The sequence below is a fragment of the Planococcus dechangensis genome, assembly GCF_042654465.1.
Lineage (GTDB): Bacteria > Bacillota > Bacilli > Bacillales_A > Planococcaceae > Planococcus > Planococcus dechangensis.
Window position 1 is genome coordinate 151686 of the sequence record NZ_JBHSGL010000014.1, and the last position, 23300, is coordinate 174985.

A 23300-nucleotide genomic window follows, 5' to 3' on the forward strand; every position below is an offset into this window, starting at 1 on the left:
TTTTCTTATGCTCTCACTTATTCTGGCTTAAAATGACCGGACGGCGATCGGCAGCATTCGCAAGAGCATCCAGCTTACTTTGCAAAAAGCGATGGTCGTGTTGGCTCATAGTCGTATATTCTAGATGATCCAATAAATAAAGCTGGCTCGCCCATATGACTTCGTGGTGCTGTTTTTCAGATGCTTCCACAGCGATGGTCAAAGAGTCCAATATCGAAGCCATGACTGAAACATCTTCTTTCCCATAATGCGCCAATTGGTGGAATGTGCGGTAAAGAATATCTTCGTAGGAGAAAAAATGATAATTGATCCGCGGGTGGCCCTCACCGTCCGCCATGACAATCGCCCCTGTTTTTAAATGGCTCATTTTCCCGAGCAACCGCCCGATCCGGATGATGATGCCATTGGCAGTATTCGGATCATTGATGCCAGGTGAAATAGCTCTCAATGCGACTTCCACCATTTTTTGGATGGCAAAATCGATGTCTTGTGAAGAAGTCCTCTCTTGCCCAATCGAGACGAATTTCTTTGTGTCTATTTGGATATCCTCTTTTCGATAAATGCGGAACAATTCAGTTTCTTCATGGACATAAGCGCCGATTTTTTGGAGGATTTCAATTTCCAAGTTTTGTTTCTCGGCGTATTCCAACATTTTATCAAAATGAAGGAATTGAATATAACCATGCTGTTGCGCCTTGATCGTTTGCGCGATACCGTCCGGCCGCCAATTCGCTTTGATTTCCATATCATGCTTTTGCTTTTTGCTGTAGTCATCGATCACGCGCGAAGCATCCGCTTCCAGTTCATTGAGCAGTTTTCCGACTTGGACATGTGTAGCGATATGGTGAATAAAGTAAGCAAAAGTGGCTAAACAGATAAACACAATGAGAATGCCGACAAATGCCGAAAGCACATCGGTCTCATACAAGTCATCGCGCATGAACAGCAGCGACAAGGTGTTGTAGATAAATCCGCCGAGAAAAATTCCCAACACGCGCCACGTCACCGGATCATGGATGAAATTTTTGAGTGTTCGCGGAGAGAATTGAGAAGAATACATCGTCAATACCACGAGAATTGTGGAAAACGTGAACGTGGTCATCGTCAACAATGCCCCAGCCAGCTCCCCCATGATCGTTTTCGCCAGATCGACATTGGTCAGCAATATATCCGGGAAAAATTCCCGGTACCTTTCAACGAGCAGCAAATCCACATAAAACATCGCTACCGATAGCACAATTGCCAGTAAACTGAAGATCGCCGGAGTGACCCATAATTTCTCTCGCCAATTATAAAACAGCTTTTTCATAATATCCCCCTCGATTCGGGCCTCATCAGTCTATTTTCCTGTTCCCCTATTGCCGTTTTAGCAAACGCTCACGGCTGATGGGGTTGATCCATGGAGGAAATAAACTTTGCTGGTGATTTCCGATTGTCATTCATTCACAAGACTCAGCCTGTTTAATATCAAAATAGTCTTACAAAATTCTATTGACCTGATCGAGATTTCAGCTTATCATTATCTTAATTAACGGAAAGAGGTGAGGCATTATGGTGACTATTTCAGCTTGTGCAACCCGCAACGCAATAGCTATGCTTTATGTGTCTCCCTCTGTGTATCGCTGACGATACGCTTTTTCCCTATGCGCGGAGACCATGGCACTGCTATTGCAGCCATGGTTTTTTATTATGCATTTTTTAGGAGGAAGTTAAATTGTCAATCATTACACAATACGGATGGAACGAACAATTCGAACAAGCGCTGCCTGAACATACAGTGCCAGGCCGCATCATATTAGAACACAAAAGCAGCTACCGTGCCATCACCGAACAGGGTGAATGGCTCACCACTGTATCGGGGAATTTCCGCCATACACACGCTCCGGATGAATACCCGAGCGTCGGCGATTGGGTCGCGCTCGAACAAATGCCGGGAGAAGACAAAGGCATCATCCACAAGCTTCTCCCCCGCAGCTCACGCTTTACCCGAAAAGCTAGTGGCGAGACCTCGGAATTGCAGACGATTGCCGTCAACATCCACTATGTCTTTCTCGTCATGTCGCTCAATCATGACTTTAACCTGCGCCGGCTCGAGCGCTATTTAATTGCGGCTTGGGATTCCGGAGCCATGCCTGTGATCGTCTTGACGAAAAGCGATCAATGCAGCGAGCCCGCTGAGTACTTAGAGCAAGTTGCCGGTGCCGCGATCGGCGTCGACGCTTTTGCAGTGTCGGCTGTGACCGGAGACGGCATGAATGCATTTGCACGCTATTTGACGGAAGGCAAGACTGGCGCGCTGCTCGGTTCGTCAGGCGTCGGGAAGTCCTCACTGATCAACGCACTGACCAATAGCGATAGGATGGCGGTGCAGGATATCCGTGAAGACGACAGCAAAGGCCGCCATACGACGACACACCGTGAACTCGTGCTGCTACCGGGCGGTGGATTATTGATCGATACGCCGGGCATGCGCGAATTCCAGCTCGGCGATTCCGCAGATGGCCTAGAGGCCAGCTTCCAGGACGTCGCAAGCTTTGCGGCCGACTGCCGCTTCCGCGATTGCAGCCACCAAAAAGAGCCAGGCTGCCGCATCCAGTCGGCTCTCGCTTCCGGTGAACTGTCCGAATCGCGTTACGCAAGTTATTTGAAGTTGCTGCGTGAACTCGAATACATGGAACGGAAAAGCGATCTTGCCAAACAACAGGCCGAACGCATGGTTTGGAAGCAGCGCACGAAAGACTATCGCAGCAGACCCGCTAAAAAAAGATAAACGAACGGCCGGCCAAGGAAGTCCTTTGCCGGCCGTTCGTTCGTTCGTTCGTTTGATTCTGTTCAATTGGCGGTTTCTGTCAATCCGTGCTTGACAGCGTAAAGCGCTGCCTGTGTCCGGTCTTGGACTTCAAGCTTGATGAATATATTGGAAATGTGCGTTTTCACCGTTTTTTCCGTGACAAACAGCGCCGACGCCACTTCCCTATTGCTTTTGCCTTTCGTCAGTTCGGCAAGCACTTCCGCTTCTCTGGGCGTTAGTGGATGAAGCATATGGGGCAATGGATCTGCAGGAGCTTTTGCCAATTCCGACGATGCTTTCGGATGAAGCGTGTTTTCCCCGCGCATCAAGCTGCGCAGCGATTCCACCAATTCGTCCGGCTCGATGTCTTTCAATTGATACCCTGCGGCTCCCGCTTCAATCGCCGGAACGATGTGATCCCTATCCGAAAAGCTTGTCAGCATCAAGATGATGATGTGTGGATGTGCCTCTTTTATTTTCCGCGTCGCTTGGATGCCGTCCATTTCAGGCATGACCAAATCCATCAACACGATGTCCGGCTGCAGTTTCCGTGCCATTTCGACAGCTTCCGCCCCGTTTGCCGCTTCGCCGACAACTTCGATATCTTTTTGGGTTTTCAAGAAAAACAATAACCCTCTTCTAACGACGTGATGATCGTCCGCAATCAATACTTTCATCTTGCCACTCCTTTAATACGGAATCCGTACGAGAATTTCCGTTCCTTTGCCGATGCCGCTCGACCAATCGGCCGTGCCGCCTTCCGCCTGCGCGCGGTCGCGTATGCTTTGGATGCCGATGGATGGTATCATACCGTGGCCTTGCGCAAAGCCGCGTCCTTCATCCTTGATGACCATCAAGACATCTGTAGAAGTAACCGTGACGTATAATTGTGCAGAGCTGACGTCTGCATGCTTGCGGATATTATTGAGCGCTTCTTGTGCAATACGGAATAAGGTCTCCTCGGTGCGCGACGGCAATTGAATCACTCCGGCCACTTTCGTGTCCATCGAAAGCCCGAGCATTTCACCATAAGATCTAATGGCATCGAGCAAGCCGCTCTCAAGGCCTTTAGGACGCAATTGCCAGATTAATGCCCTCATTTCATTGAGCGCTTCCTGGCTCAGGTGCTGAATATCGCGGAATGTGCTTTTCACTGCATCATCTTCCGCCATTTCAATACCTCCCCTTGCCGTCAAGGTGACCGAAAACAGCAATTGGTTAACCGAATCGTGCAAATCCCTCGCCAGCCGGTTGCGCTCTTTGACCAGCGCCAGTTCCTGTTCTTGCTTGACCAGCACGATGCGCTTGATGGCAGAGCCGATTTGAAAAGCGACCGATTCGAGCAACGCCAGTTCATCTTTCGAAAAACGCACTGTATCGGCCGCGGCGATATTGAGCAAGCCGAACTTTTCTTGCCCGGACTGCAAAGGAACCGTTGCATGGTGTGAGATGCTGCCGATTTTGCCATTTGCCGCTTTGGCGTTTTCGATGCGCTGGCAAGCAATGATATTCGATGCCTTCTCGAGATCTCCATCGTGGTAGCGTTTGACGCACCAACAACCGCCTTTTTTCAGATGGCGGCATTCCCGCTCTGCCAAAGCATCCGGCAAATGGGCTTCCGCTACGAGTTGGTGTTTGCCGTTTTCATCGATGAAGAAAATCCAGGCCGTTTCAAAATTGGAATTCTGTAATAGTTTGTCGATCGCGCCGTTCAGCATGCGCTCGAGATTTGTTTCTTCGTTCAATAGTTCAGCGATTTCTTTTAATAGGACCACATCGGAATGCTGTTCGGGCACCATTGGCAGTTCCCTCCTAATTGTTATTGTACACAAGAAAACCGGCGGCTAGCCTCATCCTTTCGAATGAAAAAGCTCCCGCAAAGGGGAGCTTTTAACGGTTCGAAACCAAATCCAAAAATGCTTCTTTCAACAGTTCAAGCTTTTCATCGCTTTCTTGTTGCGTGTCCGCCTTGACGCCGAAATAATATTTCACTTTCGGTTCGGTGCCGCTCGGTCGTAAGCAAACCCATGAACCGTCCTCAAGGAAATATTTCAAGACATTCGAACGCGGCAAGACGATGGCTTCGCTTGTGCCGACAGCAACTACCGTACGGGTCCGGCTTTCATAATCCTCGACCTTTTCCACTGCAATGCCGGCAATCGATTGCGGCGGCTGCGCGCGCAGCCCGTCAAGAAGACGCGTAATGTCGCGTGCCCCTTCGATGCCTTTTTTCGTCACGGAAACGAGCAGCTCGCGGTAAAAACCGTGGCGTTCGAAAAGTTCATTCAATACGGCGTATAAGTTTTTGCCCTGTTTCTTATAATAGGCAGCCGCTTCAACGAGCAATAAAGTTGCTTGTACAGCATCTTTGTCGCGCGCAAAATCACGGATCAAATAGCCGTAGCTTTCCTCATAGCCGAACAAGAACGTGAACTCGTGCTGCTTATCGTTTTCATTCAATTTCTCACCGATAAATTTAAAACCCGTTAAAACGTCTTCGCTATCGACGCCATAGCTGTTCGCAACCGCTTCGCCGAATCCGGAAGTGACGATGGTCTTGAAGATGCGGCCGTTGTCCGGCAATTCACCTTTTGCTTTTTTCTGGCTCAATAAATATTCGAGCAAAATGCCGCCGGTTTGGTTGCCCGTCAGCAATTCGTATTGCGTCCCTGTCCACACGGCTGCTCCGACGCGGTCGCCGTCCGGGTCAATTGCAATCAGCAAATCCGATGCATGTTGTTCGCCGTATTCACGGGCAAGGTCGAACGCAGCAGATTCTTCCGGATTCGGCGACTCGACTGTCGGAAACTCCCCGTCCGGCGCCATCTGTTCAGCCACGTAGTGAACTCCTGTGTAGCCCGCTTCATCCAATACGCGGCGCACCGTTTCACCTGATGCACCGTGCAGCGGCGTGAACACGACGCTGATCGGCTGGACGCTTGCTTCTTGTACGGTCAACACTTGGGCGATATACTTGCGGTCAAGCTCTTCCCCTAAAATCTCCAATAGCGACGAATCGTAATGTTCATTATCAATCGTCAGTTCATCTTCAACACGGCCGACAAATTCAATGACACGGTCGGCCGCTTCCAAGTTCAATTGTGCACCGTCTTCTCCATATACTTTGTAGCCGTTGTATTCTGGCGGATTGTGACTGGCTGTAATGACAATTCCCATAAAGGCATTCAGCTCGCGCACCGAAAACGACAATTGCGGCGTGGTCCGCGTCGACTCGTAAACATAAGCACGGATACCGGAAGCCGCGAAAGTGCGGGCTGTCTCTTCGGCAAATTCCGGAGACATGCGCCGGTTATCGAAAGCGATTGCGACACCGCGGTTCATCGCCTCTTTCCCGAAGCTTTCGATATAATCCGCAATGCCTTTGGATGCTTTTCTTACCGTGTAGACGTTCATGCGGTTGGTGCCCGGCCCGATTTCTCCGCGCATGCCGCCAGTGCCGAACACTAAATCTTGGTAAAAGGCGTCTTCTGCCAGCTGTTCGTCTTGCGCCAACACTTGCAATTGCTCTTTCGTTTTAACATCCAGCGTTTCAAAGCTGAGCCATTTTTGCATTCGTTGCTTCCATGTCATGGTTCATCCCTCCAATTACTTTTAGTTTACCAAATTTTCCATTAAAAAGCCGCCCCCATTCGGAGCGGCTGTCGTTAATCTTTTTTGTATTCGACGCGGTAGACGTCATGACGGCGGTCTTTCAATTGCTTAACTGTGCCGTCTTGACGCTGGCGTCTAAGGATTTCCAAATCGACATCGCCGATCAGCACCATTTCCAAGTTCGGATTGGTTTCGCCGACGATGCCATCGCGAGCGAATTCGAAATCAGATGGCGCAAAAATGCCGGATTGCGCATATTGGATATCCATGTTTTCCGTCTGCGGCAAGTTTCCGACCGTTCCGGAAATGACCGTGTAGATTTGGTTTTCGACCGCGCGGGCCTGTGCACAATAACGGACGCGCAAATAGCCTTGGCGGTCTTCTGTACAGAACGGTGAAAAGATGATGTTGGCGCCCATATCGGTTGCGATGCGGGCCAGTTCCGGGAACTCGATGTCGTAGCAGATCTGGATGGCGATCTTGCCGCAATCCGTATCGAATACGCGCACTGAGTCGCCTGCTGAAATGCCCCACCATTTGCGTTCGTTCGGCGTGATATGAATCTTGTACTGCTTATCGATCGAGCCGTCGCGGCGGAACAAATACGCAATGTTGTAGATTTCGTCGTCTTCTTCTTTGACGAAATGCGAACCGCCGATGATATTGACGTTATAGCGCACAGCGAGATCGGTGAACAACTCAATGTATTGCGGCGTGAATTCCGTCAATTTACGCACTGCCTGGCTCGGGGATGGTTCGTTCAAGAACGACATCAATTGCGTCGTGAAGATTTCCGGGAACACGACGAAATCCGAATGCGCGTCAGATGCAACGTCGACGAAGTATTCGACTTGGTTTGCAAGGTCATCAAACGAGCTGATTGCCCGCATCAAATATTGGACAACGCAAATGCGCACCGGCAAGCTCGTTTTGAAATGGCGCTTCGATATCGGCTTATAATCGACGTTGTTCCATTCCATCAAGGTGGCGTATTTGCCCGATGCCGTGTCGTCTTTTAAATAGCCGGGGTTGATGCGCATCAGCTGGAATCCGTTCATCAACTGGAACGTCAACACCGGATCATAGACTTTATGGCGCGACACCGCATCGACATATTCGCGCGGGGACATTTCGTCTGCATGCTTATGGTAGTTCGGGATACGCCCGCCGATGATGATCGACTTCAAGTTCAGTTCGCGCGCCAGTTCTTTGCGCGCTTCATAGAGACGTTGCCCGACTTGCATGCGGCGGTATTCAGGGTGCACCATCACTTCGATGCCGTACATATTATAGCCGTCTTGGTTATGGTTGGTAATATAGCCGCCATCAGTGACATCGTCCCATGTATGGCGGTCATCGTATTCATCAAAATTAATTAACAGACTCGAGCACGAACCGATCACTTTGCCGTCTAGTTCCGCAACGATCTGGCCTTGCCCGAAAACGCCCAAGTGGCTTCGCAGCTGTTCTTCTTTCCATGGATCCATTCCAGGAAAGCACAGCTGTTGCATTTCCAAAATGGCAGGTATGTCAGCATAGCTCATCTCGCGGATGACCATGCTTTTTTCAAAATGGGATAAATCGAATTGTTCTGCCACGTTACCGCTCTCCTTCACAAAAGTTTCAAAGTTAATTATAGCCCATCAGCCCGGTTGTTGATATTATTTTACTTGTAGGTACGGAAGAATTATACTTCAAAAGGAAACCATTGTGGAAAAGAGGGGCATCAGATGACGAAGCGTCAAGAAAACAGTTTGCTTTTTATGTGGGTGGTGTCCTTGATTGCGACACTCGGCTCGCTTTATTTCTCGCAAGTCCGGGGCTTTATTCCATGTGAACTGTGCTGGGTGCAGCGCATCTTCATGTACCCGCTTGTAATAGTCATCGGGATCGCTTATGTGCAGAAAAATCCGCGCATCGCCATGACGACACTTGCCTTGTCCGTTGTCGGCGGCGCTGTTTCGCTGTATCATTACGGTATACAAAAACTCAAGTTTCTGTCGGATTCCGCCCCGTCATGCGGACAAGTCCCATGCACAGGGGAATATATCAACTATCTTGGATTCATCACCATCCCGTTTCTGGCACTCGTCGCGTTTGCGCTGATTGCAGGGACGAGCGTCTATTTGTGGAAATCATTGAAGGAGGAACAATAACATGAAAAAGCTGCTGATCATCGCAGGCATCGTGCTTGCTATCTTTGCTTTGATTGTCTTTCTGACCAATCAATCGCAAAGTAGCAAACTCGAAAACAACCCATATGATACCGATGATTTAAATCCGGCAACCATCGATCAGCTCGATGACGAAAATTACCAAAACATCGTCTTGCCCGAGGAATTGAATGAACAAATCCAAAGCGGCGAACCGACAACGGTTTATTTCTATAGCCCGACTTGCCAATACTGCCAGGAAACCACTCCTGTCTTAATGCCTGTCGCTGAAGAAAAAGAAATCGACGTCCTTCAGTACAACTTGCTGGAGTACGAGCAAGGCTGGACAGATTATGCACTTGAAGCCACACCGACTTTGGTCCATTATGAAGACGGCCAGGAAATTGCCCGCTGGGTCGGTGCACAGCCAAAAGAAAACATCGAACAATTTTTCGAAGAAGTCGTGAAAAAATAACAGACCGGGATCATGTGCCGCGCGCATGATCCCGTTTTTATGGAGGACTGCAAAATGACTTGGAAATACAGCATACCCGAAGAAGGCATGACGGTTATTGAGCTATTGAAAAATGAATGGGGCCTTGGCAAAAAGATTGTCCATGAACTGCGCATGGCACGCGGCGTTTTGTTAGAAGACGGCAGCGAACCGCGCTGGCAAGAACCGCTGGCAAAAGGAACGGTGCTCGTCATCACGACGCCGGACGCACAGTCGCCTTACCGGCCGAATGCCTCAATTGAACCAGACATTTTGTTTGAAGACGAGCATTTCATCATCGCCAACAAACCAAAAGGGCTTGCCACACACCCGAATGATAACCATCAAGACGACACCTTCGTCAATGGCTTGATCGCTTATGTGCAAAAATCCGGGGGCACTTACCTCGAGCATATCCACCGTCTCGACCAAGGCACATCCGGCTTATTGCTGGTGGCGAAGCACCCGATCGCCAAAAACGTCATGGACCGCATGGTGGAACAAAAACTGGTGCAGCGCGAATACGAAGCGCTCGTCAAAGGCCTTGTGCGCGGGCAATCCGGCACGCTCGACTTTCCGCTGGGCCGTGACCGTCACCACGCCACACGAAGACGTGTCTCGCCGAACGGGCAAAACGCAGTGACGCATTACCGTGTGATTGAACGTGCGGATGGCCGCTCGTTGCTTCATTTGACATTGGAGACCGGCCGCACCCATCAAATCCGTGCACATTTATCCCATACGAAGCATCCGATCATCGGAGACGAACTTTACGGTGGCCCACCGACAGAAAACGGGGAATACTTTTTGCACGCTTTCCGCATCGCATTTATCCATCCGTTCACTGGGCAACAAGTTGACATCGAAGCAAAACAATAATGGAAAAAGCCAGCGAATATTTTCGCTGGCTTTTTTTATATGCTGATTTCGTCGGGATGTGTGCCGCTGCGCCAATCTTGGTTTAGTCCTGAAATCCGTTTCATTTCTTCATCGCTCAACACAAAATCGAAGACATCGGCATTTTCAGCGATGCGCGACGGTGTCACCGATTTCGGGATGACGATCAAATCATTTTGCAAATGCCAGCGGATAACGGTCTGCGCGACGGATTTCCCGTACTTTTCGCCGATTTCGACCAACACCGGATCGTCGAGCAGGCGTCCTCTCGCAAGCGGAGACCACGACGTGACCGCAATATCTTGAGATGCACAGTATTCCCGCAGTGGTTCTTGTGTCAATTGTGGATGGAGCTCGATTTGATTGACCATCGGCTTGATGTTTGCCTTATGGAGAATTTTCTCCAAGTGATGCTGCTGGTGGTTGGAAACGCCCGTAGCACGGATCAGCTTCTCATCATACAAGCGCTCGATGGCCCGGTATGTTTCTTCGAAAGTTTCTGGAATCGCCCAATGCGTTAAATACAAATCCAGATAGTCCATATCAAGTCGTTTCAGCGAAGCTTCAAATGCCCGCAAAGTCTGGTCGTAGCCTTGGTCGGTGTTCCAAACTTTCGATGTGATGAACAGCTCTTCGCGCGGAACGCCGCCAGTACGGACCGCTTCCCCGACCTCTGCTTCATTGTCATACACTGTAGCAGTATCAATCGCTTTATAACCTGTTTGGATCGCTTTTACCATCGCTTCGATCGCCGCTTGCTTATCGGTCATCTTGTAGACGCCAAGGCCAAAACGCGGCATTTCCACTCCATTATGTAAGGTTTTTGTTGATTCGATCGTCAGATTCATAAAAATTCTCCTCCTGTTCTTTTTCATTGTACAAATTGTCGAAAGGAATTTCGACTATTCGCCACCAGATCGGGAAAAGCTCTTGCATCCGATAATAAAAACGAATATTATTAAACATGTTGTTTAAAACGTTCGTGTTTATAAGGAGGATTTCCATGTTTCATTTAAAAGAACACGGAACAGATATCAGAACCGAGATTACAGCCGGCATGACGACATTTTTGACGATGGCCTATATCGTTATCGTCAACCCGGTCATTCTAGGGGCTGCCGGCGTTCCGTTTGACCAAGTATTTCTGGCTACCATCATCGCAGCCGTTATCGGTACGCTATGGATGGCTTTGCTCGCCAATTACCCGATTGCCATCGCACCTGGCATGGGACTCAACGCATATTTCACTTCTATGGTTCTCGCCTCTGACGGTGCCATTGATTATACGACCGCATTCGCCGCGGTCTTTGTTTCAGGATTGTTGTTTGTCGCCTTGTCGCTGACATCAATGCGCAAGATTTTGATCGAAGCCATCCCGGAAAACTTGAAACATGCCATCACCGCTGGCATCGGGTTGTTCATCGCCTTCATCGGCATGCGCCTGAGCGGATTGATTGTAGCTAATGAAGCAAACCTCGTCGGGCTCGGCGATCTCACTTCACCGCCCGTCGCTTTGACGCTCGCTGGACTGACCATCACACTTATTTTCATGTCCTTGAACTTGCACGGCGGAATTTTCTTCGGCATGATCGCAACCGGCATCATCGCTTACTTTACCGGTCAATTGGAGTTTGGGGACCGCCTGATGCAGCTGCCGTCGCTTCCTGAAGGCATCATCGTCTGGAACCCGATCGAAGCGGTCATGCTCGTTGCCCAGTTCGGTCTGTACGGAGTCGTGTTTTCGTTCCTGCTCGTTACGCTTTTCGATACGACCGGCACCATGATCGGCGTCGCAAAACAAGCAGGCCTCATGAAAGACAATAAAATGCCTCGCGTACGCCAAGCCTTGCTCGCGGATTCCGTTGCTGCGAGTGCCGGCGCGATGGTCGGGACGAGCCCGACAAGCGCCTACGTTGAATCTTCAGCCGGCGTTGCGGCAGGCGGACGGACAGGCTTAACGACATTGACTGTTGCCATCCTATTCATCGCAGCCGCATTTTTCGGGCCGCTTGTCGGCTCCCTTTCAGGCGTCGCGGCCATCACCGCGCCTGCTTTGATCATCGTCGGCAGTTTGATGATCAGTGCGGTCAAACAAATCGAATGGGAGAAATTCGATGAAGCGTTCCCGGCATTTCTCATTGTACTTGCAATGCCGCTCACTTCAAGCATCGCCACCGGCATCGCACTCGGATTCATTTCCTACCCGCTGATGAAAATCTTCAAAGGCAAATGGAAAACCGTCCATCCGATTCTTTATATCTTCGCTGTGTTGTTTACGATTCAAATCTTGATCGCACCGCATTAAAACAATCCCCCGCATATTTCCATGTGGGGGATTGTGCTATCTTTACTGTTTTGGTGAATTGAGCGGGATTTACTTCTGGAAAACTTCCCAGTGGATGGGGAGTCGCTTCCATAGGCAGAAAAATAAGCTAGTGCTGGAATGTGGAAATTAGTTGGTTTTGATGGGAGCATCGTTTTGGGATTCGCCGCCCGGCTTTTGGGTGGCCTCTTGCCATAAGCCAGGAAAAGCGCCTGTCTTATGGCATCGGCTCACCCTTGGCGCTCGGCGGCTGTGCGTTTTCCATGTTTTGGTAAGTGTAGTGAAATCTGCTTCTGTAACTTTTTCCGGCGGATGGGGAGTCGCTTCCCGAGATGGGAGATAGGCGTTGATAAAGTGGAAGTAACTCCTCTTTGTTGATTTGGTAGACATAACTTTCATGGCGGAATGCATTTTAACACTCTGATTTCAATCATCCAAAAAAAAATTATCCCCCTCTTATTTTAAAGGTAGCAAGTGTCGTATTGCGTACCACTTCCCACTGCGGCCCTCACTCGCGCGCCTGCAGCAAGATCTCTGAAAGTGAACTTTCTCATCAAAGTTTCTATTATATTTTCTATTCTTCCACGAAAAAAAGCACCGGGATTCCGGTGCTTTTGCTGTTAAATTCTAGCTGTGCGTCCAGATACCGCCGCCGAGAGCAATAAGACGACTGCCGTCAGCAAGTGCAGCGCCCAGCCGATCAACGGAATCCAAGCAAGTCCGCTTGTAATGATGCCGAGAATCGATCCTGACTTCGGCGAATACTCTTTAAAGCAAAAGAACAACGTAATCGCATGCAACACGAACATGATGCCCAGCGGCGCGTACCCTGTTGAAATCACAAATGCACCGCCGATGACGGGAATGGCCAAAAACAACTCTGCAAGCCCCGTAATCCACAGCAACGCCACGGATGTTTTCATTTTCATATTGGTTCATCCCTTCCTTTTTATGCTACCCGTATATACGCATCAACAGCGAATAAGTTTCATCTTTTTCAGATGGACCGAAAATGTCCATATTTTTAAGCGGGTTCCATATTTCATTTTTCCCGTCCGTGGGCTATACTAAACACAGATGCAAATTTCAAGGAGGTCGTCATTTATGAACTTGATCCTAATCTTGGGTGTTTGTGTATCGTTTTTGGTAGCTATCTTCACAGCTGGATACGATGACAAACCTGGTACAAACAAAAGACAATAATGTGAAATGCAAAAGGACAGCGCCTAGGCGCTGTCCTTTTTTGTATGCTTACGATAATTCCGGGAAACCTTGCTGGCGCAGCGCTTCATACATCAAGATCGCTGCCGTGTTCGACAAATTGAGTGAACGGATATGTTCATTCATCGGAATGCGCAAACAGCGGTCTAAGTTAGCATCAATCAATTCCCTCGGCAAGCCTTTCGTCTCCTGCCCGAACACGAAGAAATAATCTTCCTGCGGGTCCGAAAAATCGAACGAGCTATATGTCTTGGTCCCGAATTTCGTGATGTAATGGTAGTTCCCATTAGGATACGCTCTGAACAATTCATCGAGGCCATCATGGTAATGAATGTCAACGTGCTCCCAATAATCGAGCCCTGCCCGTTTGAGCATTTTATCGTCTGTTGAAAATCCGAGCGGCTTGATCAAATGAAGGCTGACGCCCGTGCCCGCACAAGAGCGTGCAATGTTCCCGGTATTCGCCGGAATTAATGGCTGATATAACACAATGTGTATTCCCAATTCTCTTCACTTATCCTTTCGTTTCTGCAGAAAAGAATGCCAGGCCTTTGGCGATCTCCGCTAGCACCTCTTCATCTTTCTCTTGCTGCTGTGCATGTTCGAGCGCTTGTCTTCCACTATCTAATCCAATGCGGCCGATCGCCCAGGCAGCCGTGCCGCGGATGACCGGGCGCGGATCCGTCTTCATCAATTCGATCAATGCAGGCACCGCCGATTGTTCCTTGAAATGGGCAAGCGCCAAGATGGCGTTGCGTTGGATCGGCTTTTTGCCGCGCCAAGAACCTGACACATGGCCGAATTTCTCTTTGAACTCCCGATTGGAAATGGTCAACAGCGGCTCGAGCAAAGGTTTGGCAATTTCCGGGTCTGGGTCGAACTCCGGATGGATGCGGTTCGCTTTTTTCTTATTTTTCGGGCACACGGTCTGGCACGTGTCGCAGCCGTATATCCGGTTGCCGATCTTCGAGCGAAACTCATCCGGCAGGAAGCCTTTCGTCTGCGTCAAAAATGAAATGCAGCGCTGTGCATTGAGCTGCCCGCCTTCGACAATCGCGCCGGTCGGGCACGTATCGATGCATAAACGGCAGTCGCCGCATTGGTCTTCTAATGGTTCGTCATACTCAAATGGGATATTGGTGATCATTTCCCCTAGATAAACATATGAACCAAACTCGGGTGTGATAATATTGGTGTTTTTTGCGCTCCATCCGATGCCTGCGCGCTCTGCAACTGCCCGGTCCGACAATTCGCCGGTATCGACCATCGATTTTGTCCGGGCCTCCGGATAATGGGCAGCGATGAACGCTTCAAGCAGCGCAAGCCGCTCCCTGAGGGCAGCATGGTAATCCTTGCCCCAGGAAGAACGCGAGAAAATCCCGCGCCGTGCCCCCTTGACACCGGGCGTTGCGCCTTCCATTTTCGATGGGTACGCAATCGCGATGGCAATAATGCTCACCGGCTCTTCCAACAGCAGCTCCGGACGCGTGCGCTTTTCCACATCCGATTCCTCGAAGCCCGACTGGTAATTTAATTGCTGCTGGCGGATCAAGCGATGCTTTAAATTATAAAAAGGCTCTGCTGAAGCAAAACCGATCTTGTCAATTCCGATTTCCGAGGCGTACGCAACTAGTTGTTGTTGGAATTGATCCAAGTTCATGTTGATAACTCCTTGCTCCAATTTATGGTAAGATGAGGCTATTATTCATGTAAAGGATGAGTGCTGTGGACCTGAAGATCAACCCTGAAATCAGAGAGATTGTACCTGAATTTAAAATCGGCATTATTCATTATAACAATATCACCGTTTCGGATTCACCTCAAATGTTAAAAGGCCGCCTGCAGTTATTCCAAGAACAATTATTTTTCGATTTGGACGACAAAGAACTGACGGATTTTCCCGGGCTTCTGGAATGGAAACTCGCCTGGAAAGCATTCGGCGGCGATCCGAACCGCTACCGGCCTTCTGCAGAAGCGTTATACCGCCGTGTGCGTAAGCAAAACTATTTGACGCCCGTCAACTCGGCGATCGATATGAATAGCTTTTTATCATTGCAATATGAAATTCCGCTCGGTCTGTATGACAGCAAGCTCATTGAAGGCGACATCGAAATGGCGATTGGTACCAAAAACGACCGTTTTGAAGGACTGAACAACCGTGAAAATACGCTGGATCGCATACTCGTTACAAGAGATGCAAAAGGCGCTTTCGGCAGTCCGTATGTCGATTCCAAGCGCACCGCAGTGACCGCACTAACAACTGAAGCGATACACATCTTCTACCTGCGCCCTTCGATGGACCGCGACACCGCACTGCAGTTATTGACCGCCGCTGGCAATATGTTCACCGGCATCAACGGCGGAGAAGCCGAAACAATCATCATCTAACTGCCTGGAGATTGTTTCAGGCAGATTCTTTTTGTTCTCATGAAAATTCTAGTATTCTTTTGATACTGAGATAAAAAAAGAGGGATACTTCATGAAAAAAGTACACAGCGATATTATTCAATTCCGCGGTAGCCATTATGATTTCGGCTTTCATCAAGGCGAATTGCTGCGTGATTCACTGCTTTTGCCGAACCGCAAATCACAACGCGGACAGAACAGCCGTCAGCTATTGACCGATGAATCAAAATCGATCGACATGCTCGAACGATTTGCCCCGCGCATCTGGGAAGAAATCGAAGGCCTTGCCGATGCATTGAAATGGCCATTCGTTGATGCTTTGCGGGAATTCGGCGGCTATTATATCGAATACACGAGAAGCGGATGTTCCATTATTAGCCGCACTGATTTTCTGGTGCGCAATTACGACAGTTCACCGCAAGGCTATGAAGGTCGATTCGCCTTATACGAACCGACAGATGGGGGTTATGCTTCGATCGGGCCATCCATGCAAATCACCGGCCGGACCGATGGCTTGAACGAAAAAGGCCTAACAATGGGTTATAACTTCATCAATCGCCGCAACTCCGCAGACGGCTTTATCTGCAATATGATCGGCCGTCTCATTCTTGAACATTGCGCGACAGTCGAAGAAGCGATCGACCTGCTGAAAGAATTGCCCCACCGCCGTTCGTTCAGTTATGTGTTATTGGATCGGACCGGACGGAGCGTCGTTGCGGAAACATCCCCGCGCAATGTCATTGTCCGTGAAGCATCTGTCTCGACGAACCATTTTGAAATCCTCTCTGAGGAAAACCGTTACCAAATCGACGACTCTAAACGCCGCGAACGAGCATTGCTGACACATGCCAGCACATCGAATGATGCCTACGCAGCGTTCCGTTTGCTGAACGATTCCGGACAGGGCGTGTTCTCGACTAAATACAGCACCGCTTCCGGCACTTTGCATACGGCCTCTTATTTTCCCGACAGCCTGGAAGTCGGTTTTGCAATCGGCCCGGACCGGCTGCCGCTCATGTTCGACTTTCAGAAATGGCTTCAAGGCGAGCGTTTGCTGGCCAAGCGCATCAACGGTAAAATTGATACCCATTTCCCATTTCCGCATCTTGACGATATGTCATCCCCACAACCGAAAAACGGCTAGAGCGAACAATCGCTCCAGCCGTTTTTTATGTGAATAAAAAGTCGGTATGGGCAAAACCTATTGCCGTATCCAACTGTCCATGAATCGACTTGCCTTTTACAGGCTTTCCTTGAAGCCAGTCGTTGAAGTTAAATACTGACGGCTCCTGGTTGCCGCCAAGGGCAAACCACACTTCCTGCTCTTTCGGCAAATAAACGGACGTATGGATCGTCCCTGCCCAACTCTTATAAAGGTCCGAAAACAACCCGCGGTCAGTATCATTGAACAAACGGTACGCACGATATGCTTCCGCTGCATCTTCCGCGTTTTGCTCGATGACCGACAAACGTTCGTACGAATCTTTCAAATAATTGCGGTTCTCGTGCTGTTGGATTTCGAAATGGTTTGTACAAGCAGAAGCTTCACGCACTACGACATTACGAGGCGTCGCTTCGATCACTTTGGTCACACCGCTTTTATCTGTCACGACATAGCTAAATGAGCCACGGTGCGGAATATCTTTCACCAAAGCGACCGCCTCTTCGATCGTCGCACAACTTTCAAGAATGATGCGGCCGATCATATAACAGACAAAGCCGTCCCCGGGGTTTTTTCGGTGCATAAAATTATAGCCCATCGCCAAGCCATGCTCGTTCATGCCGTCCATCCGTCCCAATACGCGCTGGCTAGGACCGATGATAGCATTGCCCCTGTCTGGCTGGAACAAGCAGAACCGGCCTTCATAGGTCTGTGGATGGAAGTCATAATTGCGCACCAAGAAATCCTCTCCGCTGGCAATTGAACAGCCAGACGGCGGCGCATCGATCCGGTAACCTCCAAAATCTCGCAGCACATCTTGTGTCGGCAGCTCCAAGCTGTCTTCAAGCCCTTTCAATTCTTCCCAAAGCTGTGGTGCATATTCATTGAAGGCATCTTTCGCTTCAGCTGGGTCGATGATAAAGCGCGGCCGCTTGCTTTTCCACTGGCCCCTGCGGTTTTGCAGCGTGATCGACTGCTTCAACGCTTTCCCCTGCATGACACCATAATCGTAATGGCTTCCCCTGAATTCAATAATATCGCTATGTATTGGTTTCATTTCTTTCCTACCTCCTAGCAATGTCAAATAGCCCTTGATGGATATTCGACTATTATAAAACTAAATCTCACGTTAGAACAGGAAAGGGTGCTGTAAAGTATGTGCCCCCCCTTCCACCATCAGACGATCTGTTCAGTCCGCTCAACAAACGCGTAAGCTGCAAATGTGCTGTCCAATTAAGCAGTTGATTATGACAAAAAGAAATACCAAAAAAGCCGGTGCGCAACGATTTCTTTCGCATCGGCTTTTGCTAGTATACAAATCACTCATTTTTCATGTGCCTATCTAAATAACCTCTCATTACACGATGCACAAACCATTTTTCAAGCTCCACCATGACAAACACGCTGAATCCGATCAATAATGGCCAAACCCAGTATTGAATGCCGATTGGTTCTGTGCCAAGAAGTGTGTTCATGAATGGCAAATACGTAATCGCAAGCTGGACCAAAATTAAAATTCCCGAGACGAGAAATGCAGCTTTATTGGAAAAGAAACCACGATTGAGTGCAAACCGCCTTTCACTACGGCAATTAAAAAGATAAAACAGCTGCGAAATGACTAGCGTTTGCAAGGTCATCGTCTGTAAAATTCCAACTTCGTAATTTCTAGCGGTCAATACGCTATTCATCCATAAAATGCCTCCACAGATAATTAATGAGACGAACGCAATTCGAAACATTGCATAACCACTCAAAAGCCTGATATTTGGCTTTCTAGGCGGCCTCTCCATCGTTCCGGGTTCAAGCTTTTCAAATGCTATCGCTAAAGAAATCGTCACCGCTGTAATCATATTAACCCATAAAATCTGTACCGCAGTAAGCGGAATCGTGGTACCGATTAGAATGCTGATAAAAATCAACATGCCTTCTGAAACATTTGTCGGCAAAATAAACAAAATGGTTTTTTTCAAATTATCGTAAACCCGTCGTCCTTCTTTTACGGCATTGACGATGGTGCTGAAATTATCATCGACAAGTACCATTTCAGCTGCTTCTTTCGATACTTCCGTTCCTTTGATGCCCATGGCGATTCCAATATCCGCCCGTTTCAGTGCGGGTGCATCGTTCACCCCATCACCTGTCATCGCGCAAATATGCTGTTGGGCCTGCAACGCCTCGACTAATTGTAATTTATTAGTAGGGCTTGTGCGCGCAAAAATGTCATATTCGACTGCCGCTACTGCTAATTGATCTGCATCCATCGCATCCAGCTCACTGCCTTCTAGCGCTCGCTGTCCATCCCCAATGCCCAATTTGGATCCAATTGCCACCGCAGTCTCTTTATGGTCTCCGGTAATCATTTTCACTTGGATGCCAGCTTTCCGGCACTGCGAAATTGACTCGATCACTTCATCTCGAGGAGGATCGATAATGCCAGCAAGGCCCAAAAATTCAAAACCATCCACTAAGTCTTCATGATCGATGGTTGATGAATAACTGTCAACACGCTTCATGGCTGCTGCCAGGAGACGCTCTCCGCGTTTCGCATGCTCCTTTATCTTATCCTCCCACTTAGCCCTTTCGTCGTCTGGTATCAATTGTAGAAGCTTTTCAGGTGCGCCTTTTATATAAATCCATCGTTGGTTATCTTCTTCTACGAGCGATGCCATATATTTATAAGCCGAATCGAATGGAATTTCTGCAATCACAGAAAGCGCATCCACTTGTTTGTCCGCTTTTTCGACGAGCGTTAACAAGCAGCCTTCAGTCGCTCCTCCGCTAACCGTCCAGCGCTGGTTTTTATCCTTAAGCAAATGTGCATCGTTTACCGTCTTTACGCACACTAACAATCGTTCCAATGTCGGATAGTCGGCCAGTTGCACTTGCCGGCCTTCCTTCTGTATCGCCCCTTCCGGTGAATATCCTACACCGCTAATGGCGAACTCGGCATCAGTAAGAATAACAGACGTCACCGTCATTTCATTCTTTGTCAGCGTACCCGTTTTGTCTGAACAAATTACTGTAACCGCGCCAAGCGTTTCGACTGATGGCAAATTACGGACGATGGCATTTTTCCCGGCCATGGTCTGAACACCTAGCGCTAAAATGATCGAAAGAATGGCAGGCAAGCCTTCTGGAATTGCCGCTACAGTAAGCCCGATAACTGCCAGTAATAATTCAGCTGTTCCATAATCATGAAACCAATATCCAATAAAAAACATCGCAATCGCACTAATGACGATAACGACAGAAATCAATTTACCGAAATCCGCAGTTTGTTTTAATAAAGGGGTCTGGAGTTTTTCAACCGAAGCCATTGCACTGCTTATCTTGCCAAGTTCGGTATTCGCCCCCGTCACCACCACAATCCCCACTCCAGTTCCAGAGGCGATTGAAGTACCTGCAAAAACCATGTTTGACCGATCAGCAAGCACGGTATTTTCCGGGAGACTTAACACTTGTTTTTCGACCGCATCGGATTCCCCAGTCAATGAAGATTCTTCAGCCTGTAAACTCACTGCTTCCAGTACGCGTATATCTGCTGGCACTTTATCTCCAGCCCTTAAAAACACAATATCACCCGGCACCAATTCTACAGATTGAATTTCTGTCTTGCGTCCGGAACGCATCACCGCTGCCTTAATTGAAAGCATATTTCTTATACCTTCTAAAGCCTTTTCTGCCTTACTCTCCTGAATGAAGCCGATTGCTGCATTAATGATGACCACCGCTAAGATAACTACAGTATCTACATAATGTCCAAGCCCCACTGTAATGACAGCTGCTACTAGCAATACATAAATCAACACATCATGGAAATGCTTCAAATACTTTAAAATAACCGGATCACCCTTCTCTTCGGGCAACTCATTTTTCCCATAACTGTTCAAGCGTTTAGCTGCCTCATCCGAAGTCAAACCTTCCTTCAGATCTACAGCTTGCATCTCGAGTACTTCCGTCAATTCATACTGAAACCATTGCACATCAGACAAGCTCTCACCCCCGAAATATTATCCAAGCTTTACCAATGAATAATTCCGGTTATTATACCACGCAGCAGGTTTAACAGCATCGCCTTTTATAGATCGATATGACACAATATCAAGCTTTTTAATCACTCCTCCTGTAGACTTTAAGCAGTTTTTTCACATAATAAAAAAAGGCCCTGACAATTTGTCAGGGCCTTTTTTGTAATCGCTTGGCAGAGCGATTACCTTGATACCGGCGGTCGGGGTCGAACCGACACTCCCGTGAAGGAACGGGATTTTGAGTCCCGCGCGTCTGCCAATTCCGCCACGCCGGCAAAAATGGGGCATTCCTTACTTGTTTACTTCTTTAAGGAACATTAATTATTATATTAATAAATCGTTTATATTGCAAGGGCTATTATGTTATTTTTTTAAAAAATCTCTTCTTTTTTTAAAAAAGATCAAATAAAAATCCCTGACATTTAAGTCAGGGATTTTTTAGTTATCATTGCTTGGCAGAGCAATGAAATGTGATACCGGCGGTCGGGGTCGAACCGACACTCCTGTGAGGGAACGGGATTTTGAGTCCCGCGCGTCTGCCAATTCCGCCACGCCGGCAACATATTATGGAGGCGGCAACCGGACTCGAACCGGTGGTAAGGGTGTTGCAGACCCATGCCTTACCGCTTGGCTATGCCGCCATAAAGTGGAGCGGAAGACGGGGGTCGAACCCGCGACCTCCACCTTGGCAAGGTGGCGTTCTACCACTGAACTACTTCCGCAAAAGCTGGGGTACCTGGATTCGAACCAGGGCATGACGGGATCAAAACCCGTTGCCTTACCGCTTGGCTATACCCCAATAATACTGGGGCGGACGAGGGGAATTGAACCCCCGAGTGCCGGAATCACAATCCGGTGCGTTAACCACTTCGCCACGACCGCCATCATTACTATTATTTAAATCTTTTATGAAAACTTATGGGGCGGACGAGGGGAATTGAACCCCCGAGTGCCGGAATCACAATCCGGTGCGTTAACCACTTCGCCACGACCGCCATCATATAATTTTTTAAAATTGGCAGGGGCAGTAGGAATCGAACCCACATCGGAGGTTTTGGAGACCTCTGTTCTACCGTTAAACTATGCCCCTAAAAGCTGGTGGTGGGGGGCAGATTCGAACTGCCGAACCCGAAGGAGCGGATTTACAGTCCGCCGCGTTTAGCCACTTCGCTACCCCACCTAGTGGTGCCGGAGAAAGGACTTGAACCCTCAACCTACTGATTACAAGTCAGTTGCTCTACCAGTTGAGCTACTCCGGCATGGAGAAAAAATATGGTGGGTCAGGACGGAATCGAACCGCCGACACTTAGAGCTTCAATCTAATGCTCTACCGACTGAGCTACTGACCCATATTTAATAAAAAATGGCGGTCCCGACCGGGATCGAACCGGCGATCTCCTGCGTGACAGGCAGGCATGTTAACCGCTACACCACGGGACCATTTGGTTGCGGGGGCAGGATTTGAACCTGCGACCTTTGGGTTATGAGCCCAACGAGCTACCGAACTGCTCCACCCCGCGATAGTATTAATATTTCCTTCTCTAAATATGTATGAAAGAAATGGTGGAGGATGACGGGATCGAACCGCCGACCCTCTGCTTGTAAGGCAGATGCTCTCCCAGCTGAGCTAATCCTCCATGTAATGGTGACCCCTACGGGATTCGAACCCGTGTTACCGCCGTGAAAGGGCGGTGTCTTAACCGCTTGACCAAGGGGCCATGATTTGAGCTTAAGATCTGGCGGAGAGCAAGGGATTCGAACCCTTGAGACGGTTGCCCGCCTACATGATTTCCAATCATGCTCCTTCGGCCACTCGGACAGCTCTCCATAATTGGCTCCGAAGGTAGGACTCGAACCTACGACCATCGCATTAACAGTGCGGTGCTCTACCACTGAGCTACTTCGGAATAATAATCAGACTAGCGACTTCCTACTCTCACAGGGGGAGACCCCCAACTACCATCGGCGCAAAAGAGCTTAACTTCCGTGTTCGGGATGGGAACGGGTGTGGCCTCTTTGCCATCATCACTAGACTGTATTAATTTGAAAGACAAGATTTATTATATCAATAATACTGATTTTTTCAAGCTTTTTCTTAAAAAAATCTAATCTTATTCTTTCAAAACCGGATAAATCGACATTGTGAAACGCAATCAAACTATGGTTAAGTCCTCGATCGATTAGTATTCGTCAGCTGCACGTGTCGCCACGCTT

At 48.7% G+C, this 23300-nt stretch carries 18 protein-coding genes, 17 tRNA genes and 1 rRNA gene; 7 read left to right on the forward strand and 29 right to left on the reverse strand.

Annotated elements, in window-relative coordinates; translation table 11 throughout:
• Positions 1 to 13: 13 nt before the first annotated feature.
• Positions 14 to 1309: a DUF2254 domain-containing protein gene (locus ACFO5U_RS14230; RefSeq protein WP_377279762.1), complete on the reverse strand. Its 1296-nt coding sequence runs from the start codon at positions 1307 to 1309 to the stop codon at positions 14 to 16.
• A 405-nt stretch (positions 1310 to 1714) separates the two neighbouring features.
• Here ACFO5U_RS14230 and rsgA point away from each other — a divergent pair, with 405 nt between their 5' ends.
• On the forward strand, positions 1715 to 2770 hold the full coding sequence (gene rsgA / locus ACFO5U_RS14235; RefSeq protein WP_377279763.1) for a ribosome small subunit-dependent GTPase A: 1056 nt from the start codon (positions 1715 to 1717) through the stop codon (positions 2768 to 2770).
• Positions 2771 to 2832: 62 nt separating this feature from the next.
• Here rsgA and ACFO5U_RS14240 read toward each other — a convergent pair whose 3' ends face one another.
• From ACFO5U_RS14240 to ACFO5U_RS14255, 4 genes are all read right to left on the reverse strand, one after another.
• Positions 2833 to 3468, reverse strand: a complete 636-nt coding sequence (locus tag ACFO5U_RS14240) for a response regulator transcription factor (RefSeq protein WP_377279764.1) — start codon at positions 3466 to 3468, stop codon at positions 2833 to 2835.
• Between the two features lie 12 nt (positions 3469 to 3480).
• Positions 3481 to 4590, reverse strand: coding sequence for a GAF domain-containing sensor histidine kinase (locus ACFO5U_RS14245; protein WP_377279765.1), 1110 nt, complete (start codon positions 4588 to 4590; stop codon positions 3481 to 3483).
• A gap of 91 nt (positions 4591 to 4681) precedes the next feature.
• Complete coding sequence (locus ACFO5U_RS14250; protein WP_377279766.1) at positions 4682 to 6382, reverse strand: phospho-sugar mutase; 1701 nt, start codon at positions 6380 to 6382, stop codon at positions 4682 to 4684.
• 74 nt (positions 6383 to 6456) lie between these two features.
• Positions 6457 to 8001 (reverse strand): GNAT family N-acetyltransferase, encoded by a 1545-nt coding sequence (locus tag ACFO5U_RS14255; protein WP_377279767.1) that lies wholly within the window; start codon positions 7999 to 8001, stop codon positions 6457 to 6459.
• 132 nt (positions 8002 to 8133) lie between these two features.
• Here ACFO5U_RS14255 and ACFO5U_RS14260 point away from each other — a divergent pair, with 132 nt between their 5' ends.
• Genes ACFO5U_RS14260 through ACFO5U_RS14270 form a run of 3 tightly spaced genes read left to right on the forward strand, consistent with a single transcriptional unit; the run spans position 8134 to position 9928 of the window.
• On the forward strand, positions 8134 to 8559 hold the full coding sequence (locus ACFO5U_RS14260) for a disulfide oxidoreductase (RefSeq protein WP_377279768.1): 426 nt from the start codon (positions 8134 to 8136) through the stop codon (positions 8557 to 8559).
• Position 8560: 1 nt separating this feature from the next.
• Complete coding sequence (locus tag ACFO5U_RS14265; RefSeq protein ID WP_377279769.1) at positions 8561 to 9031, forward strand: thioredoxin family protein; 471 nt, start codon at positions 8561 to 8563, stop codon at positions 9029 to 9031.
• Positions 9032 to 9085: 54 nt separating this feature from the next.
• Positions 9086 to 9928, forward strand: coding sequence for an RluA family pseudouridine synthase (locus tag ACFO5U_RS14270; RefSeq protein WP_377279770.1), 843 nt, complete (start codon positions 9086 to 9088; stop codon positions 9926 to 9928).
• Positions 9929 to 9963: 35 nt separating this feature from the next.
• On the opposite strand, the gene ACFO5U_RS14275 is transcribed toward ACFO5U_RS14270, so the two are convergent.
• The gene (locus ACFO5U_RS14275; RefSeq protein WP_377279771.1) at positions 9964 to 10794 is read right to left on the reverse strand and encodes an aldo/keto reductase; all 831 of its coding nucleotides are present in this window, start codon (positions 10792 to 10794) and stop codon (positions 9964 to 9966) included.
• Between the two features lie 155 nt (positions 10795 to 10949).
• On the opposite strand from ACFO5U_RS14275, the gene ACFO5U_RS14280 reads away from it, so the two are divergent.
• Entirely contained in the window at positions 10950 to 12251 is a 1302-nt protein-coding gene (locus ACFO5U_RS14280; RefSeq protein WP_377279772.1) for an NCS2 family permease, read from the forward strand.
• Positions 12252 to 12889: 638 nt separating this feature from the next.
• On the opposite strand, the gene ACFO5U_RS14285 is transcribed toward ACFO5U_RS14280, so the two are convergent.
• The 3 genes from ACFO5U_RS14285 to queG all read right to left on the reverse strand — a co-directional run bounded on the left by ACFO5U_RS14285 (position 12890) and on the right by queG (position 15150).
• The gene (locus ACFO5U_RS14285) at positions 12890 to 13198 is read right to left on the reverse strand and encodes a hypothetical protein (RefSeq protein ID WP_377279773.1); all 309 of its coding nucleotides are present in this window, start codon (positions 13196 to 13198) and stop codon (positions 12890 to 12892) included.
• A 322-nt stretch (positions 13199 to 13520) separates the two neighbouring features.
• A complete protein-coding gene (gene trmL, locus ACFO5U_RS14290; RefSeq protein WP_377279774.1) occupies positions 13521 to 13994 on the reverse strand; it encodes a tRNA (uridine(34)/cytosine(34)/5-carboxymethylaminomethyluridine(34)-2'-O)-methyltransferase TrmL in 474 nt (157 codons plus the stop codon).
• Between the two features lie 10 nt (positions 13995 to 14004).
• Positions 14005 to 15150 carry a tRNA epoxyqueuosine(34) reductase QueG gene (queG, locus tag ACFO5U_RS14295; RefSeq protein WP_377279775.1) on the reverse strand — a complete coding sequence of 382 codons (1146 nt, stop codon included), beginning with the start codon at positions 15148 to 15150 and terminating at the stop codon, positions 14005 to 14007.
• 65 nt (positions 15151 to 15215) lie between these two features.
• Between queG and ACFO5U_RS14300 the strand changes: the two genes are divergently transcribed.
• Both ACFO5U_RS14300 and ACFO5U_RS14305 read left to right on the forward strand, forming a co-directional pair.
• Positions 15216 to 15878 carry a B3/B4 domain-containing protein gene (locus tag ACFO5U_RS14300; RefSeq protein WP_377279776.1) on the forward strand — a complete coding sequence of 221 codons (663 nt, stop codon included), beginning with the start codon at positions 15216 to 15218 and terminating at the stop codon, positions 15876 to 15878.
• 91 nt (positions 15879 to 15969) lie between these two features.
• Positions 15970 to 17040, forward strand: coding sequence for a C45 family autoproteolytic acyltransferase/hydolase (locus ACFO5U_RS14305; protein WP_377279777.1), 1071 nt, complete (start codon positions 15970 to 15972; stop codon positions 17038 to 17040).
• A gap of 25 nt (positions 17041 to 17065) precedes the next feature.
• Here ACFO5U_RS14305 and ACFO5U_RS14310 read toward each other — a convergent pair whose 3' ends face one another.
• The 20 genes from ACFO5U_RS14310 to rrf all read right to left on the reverse strand — a co-directional run bounded on the left by ACFO5U_RS14310 (position 17066) and on the right by rrf (position 23119).
• The gene (locus tag ACFO5U_RS14310; RefSeq protein WP_377279778.1) at positions 17066 to 18115 is read right to left on the reverse strand and encodes a C45 family autoproteolytic acyltransferase/hydolase; all 1050 of its coding nucleotides are present in this window, start codon (positions 18113 to 18115) and stop codon (positions 17066 to 17068) included.
• A 262-nt stretch (positions 18116 to 18377) separates the two neighbouring features.
• A complete protein-coding gene (locus ACFO5U_RS14315) occupies positions 18378 to 21041 on the reverse strand; it encodes a cation-transporting P-type ATPase (protein WP_377279781.1) in 2664 nt (887 codons plus the stop codon).
• A gap of 236 nt (positions 21042 to 21277) precedes the next feature.
• Positions 21278 to 21361, reverse strand: a tRNA-Leu gene (locus ACFO5U_RS14320).
• 199 nt (positions 21362 to 21560) lie between these two features.
• A tRNA-Leu gene (locus ACFO5U_RS14325) sits at positions 21561 to 21644 on the reverse strand.
• Positions 21645 to 21653: 9 nt separating this feature from the next.
• Positions 21654 to 21727, reverse strand: a tRNA-Cys gene (locus tag ACFO5U_RS14330).
• Between the two features lie 6 nt (positions 21728 to 21733).
• Positions 21734 to 21808 (reverse strand) — tRNA-Gly (locus tag ACFO5U_RS14335).
• A gap of 5 nt (positions 21809 to 21813) precedes the next feature.
• A tRNA-Gln gene (locus ACFO5U_RS14340) sits at positions 21814 to 21885 on the reverse strand.
• A 7-nt stretch (positions 21886 to 21892) separates the two neighbouring features.
• A tRNA-His gene (locus ACFO5U_RS14345) sits at positions 21893 to 21968 on the reverse strand.
• 37 nt (positions 21969 to 22005) lie between these two features.
• Positions 22006 to 22081, reverse strand: a tRNA-His gene (locus ACFO5U_RS14350).
• Between the two features lie 21 nt (positions 22082 to 22102).
• Positions 22103 to 22176, reverse strand: a tRNA-Trp gene (locus tag ACFO5U_RS14355).
• A 6-nt stretch (positions 22177 to 22182) separates the two neighbouring features.
• Positions 22183 to 22266 (reverse strand) — tRNA-Tyr (locus ACFO5U_RS14360).
• 3 nt (positions 22267 to 22269) lie between these two features.
• A tRNA-Thr gene (locus ACFO5U_RS14365) sits at positions 22270 to 22345 on the reverse strand.
• A 14-nt stretch (positions 22346 to 22359) separates the two neighbouring features.
• Positions 22360 to 22435: transfer RNA gene (locus ACFO5U_RS14370), tRNA-Phe, on the reverse strand.
• Positions 22436 to 22450: 15 nt separating this feature from the next.
• Positions 22451 to 22526 (reverse strand) — tRNA-Asp (locus ACFO5U_RS14375).
• A gap of 3 nt (positions 22527 to 22529) precedes the next feature.
• Positions 22530 to 22606, reverse strand: a tRNA-Met gene (locus ACFO5U_RS14380).
• Positions 22607 to 22647: 41 nt separating this feature from the next.
• Positions 22648 to 22723 (reverse strand) — tRNA-Val (locus ACFO5U_RS14385).
• Between the two features lie 6 nt (positions 22724 to 22729).
• Positions 22730 to 22804: transfer RNA gene (locus ACFO5U_RS14390), tRNA-Glu, on the reverse strand.
• Positions 22805 to 22823: 19 nt separating this feature from the next.
• Positions 22824 to 22913 (reverse strand) — tRNA-Ser (locus tag ACFO5U_RS14395).
• A gap of 5 nt (positions 22914 to 22918) precedes the next feature.
• Positions 22919 to 22993, reverse strand: a tRNA-Asn gene (locus ACFO5U_RS14400).
• Positions 22994 to 23003: 10 nt separating this feature from the next.
• Positions 23004 to 23119, reverse strand: a 5S ribosomal RNA gene (rrf, locus tag ACFO5U_RS14405).
• Positions 23120 to 23300: the final 181 nt, after the last annotated feature.

What these genes read in the sequence shown, in the direction of transcription:
- ACFO5U_RS14260 (WP_377279768.1), top strand. Translation starts at nt 8,134, where the DNA reads ATGACGAAGCGTCAAGAAAACAGTTTGCTTTTTATGTGGGTGGTGTCC.
- ACFO5U_RS14285 (WP_377279773.1), bottom strand. Translation starts at nt 13,198, where the DNA reads ATGAAAATGAAAACATCCGTGGCGTTGCTGTGGATTACGGGGCTTGCA.
- ACFO5U_RS14245 (WP_377279765.1), bottom strand. Translation starts at nt 4,590, where the DNA reads ATGGTGCCCGAACAGCATTCCGATGTGGTCCTATTAAAAGAAATCGCT.
- ACFO5U_RS14250 (WP_377279766.1), bottom strand. Translation starts at nt 6,382, where the DNA reads ATGACATGGAAGCAACGAATGCAAAAATGGCTCAGCTTTGAAACGCTG.
- queG (WP_377279775.1), bottom strand. Translation starts at nt 15,150, where the DNA reads ATGAACTTGGATCAATTCCAACAACAACTAGTTGCGTACGCCTCGGAA.
- ACFO5U_RS14305 (WP_377279777.1), top strand. Translation starts at nt 15,970, where the DNA reads ATGAAAAAAGTACACAGCGATATTATTCAATTCCGCGGTAGCCATTAT.
- ACFO5U_RS14280 (WP_377279772.1), top strand. Translation starts at nt 10,950, where the DNA reads ATGTTTCATTTAAAAGAACACGGAACAGATATCAGAACCGAGATTACA.
- ACFO5U_RS14230 (WP_377279762.1), bottom strand. Translation starts at nt 1,309, where the DNA reads ATGAAAAAGCTGTTTTATAATTGGCGAGAGAAATTATGGGTCACTCCG.
- ACFO5U_RS14270 (WP_377279770.1), top strand. Translation starts at nt 9,086, where the DNA reads ATGACTTGGAAATACAGCATACCCGAAGAAGGCATGACGGTTATTGAG.
- ACFO5U_RS14265 (WP_377279769.1), top strand. Translation starts at nt 8,561, where the DNA reads ATGAAAAAGCTGCTGATCATCGCAGGCATCGTGCTTGCTATCTTTGCT.
- ACFO5U_RS14310 (WP_377279778.1), bottom strand. Translation starts at nt 18,115, where the DNA reads ATGAAACCAATACATAGCGATATTATTGAATTCAGGGGAAGCCATTAC.
- ACFO5U_RS14275 (WP_377279771.1), bottom strand. Translation starts at nt 10,794, where the DNA reads ATGAATCTGACGATCGAATCAACAAAAACCTTACATAATGGAGTGGAA.
- ACFO5U_RS14240 (WP_377279764.1), bottom strand. Translation starts at nt 3,468, where the DNA reads ATGAAAGTATTGATTGCGGACGATCATCACGTCGTTAGAAGAGGGTTA.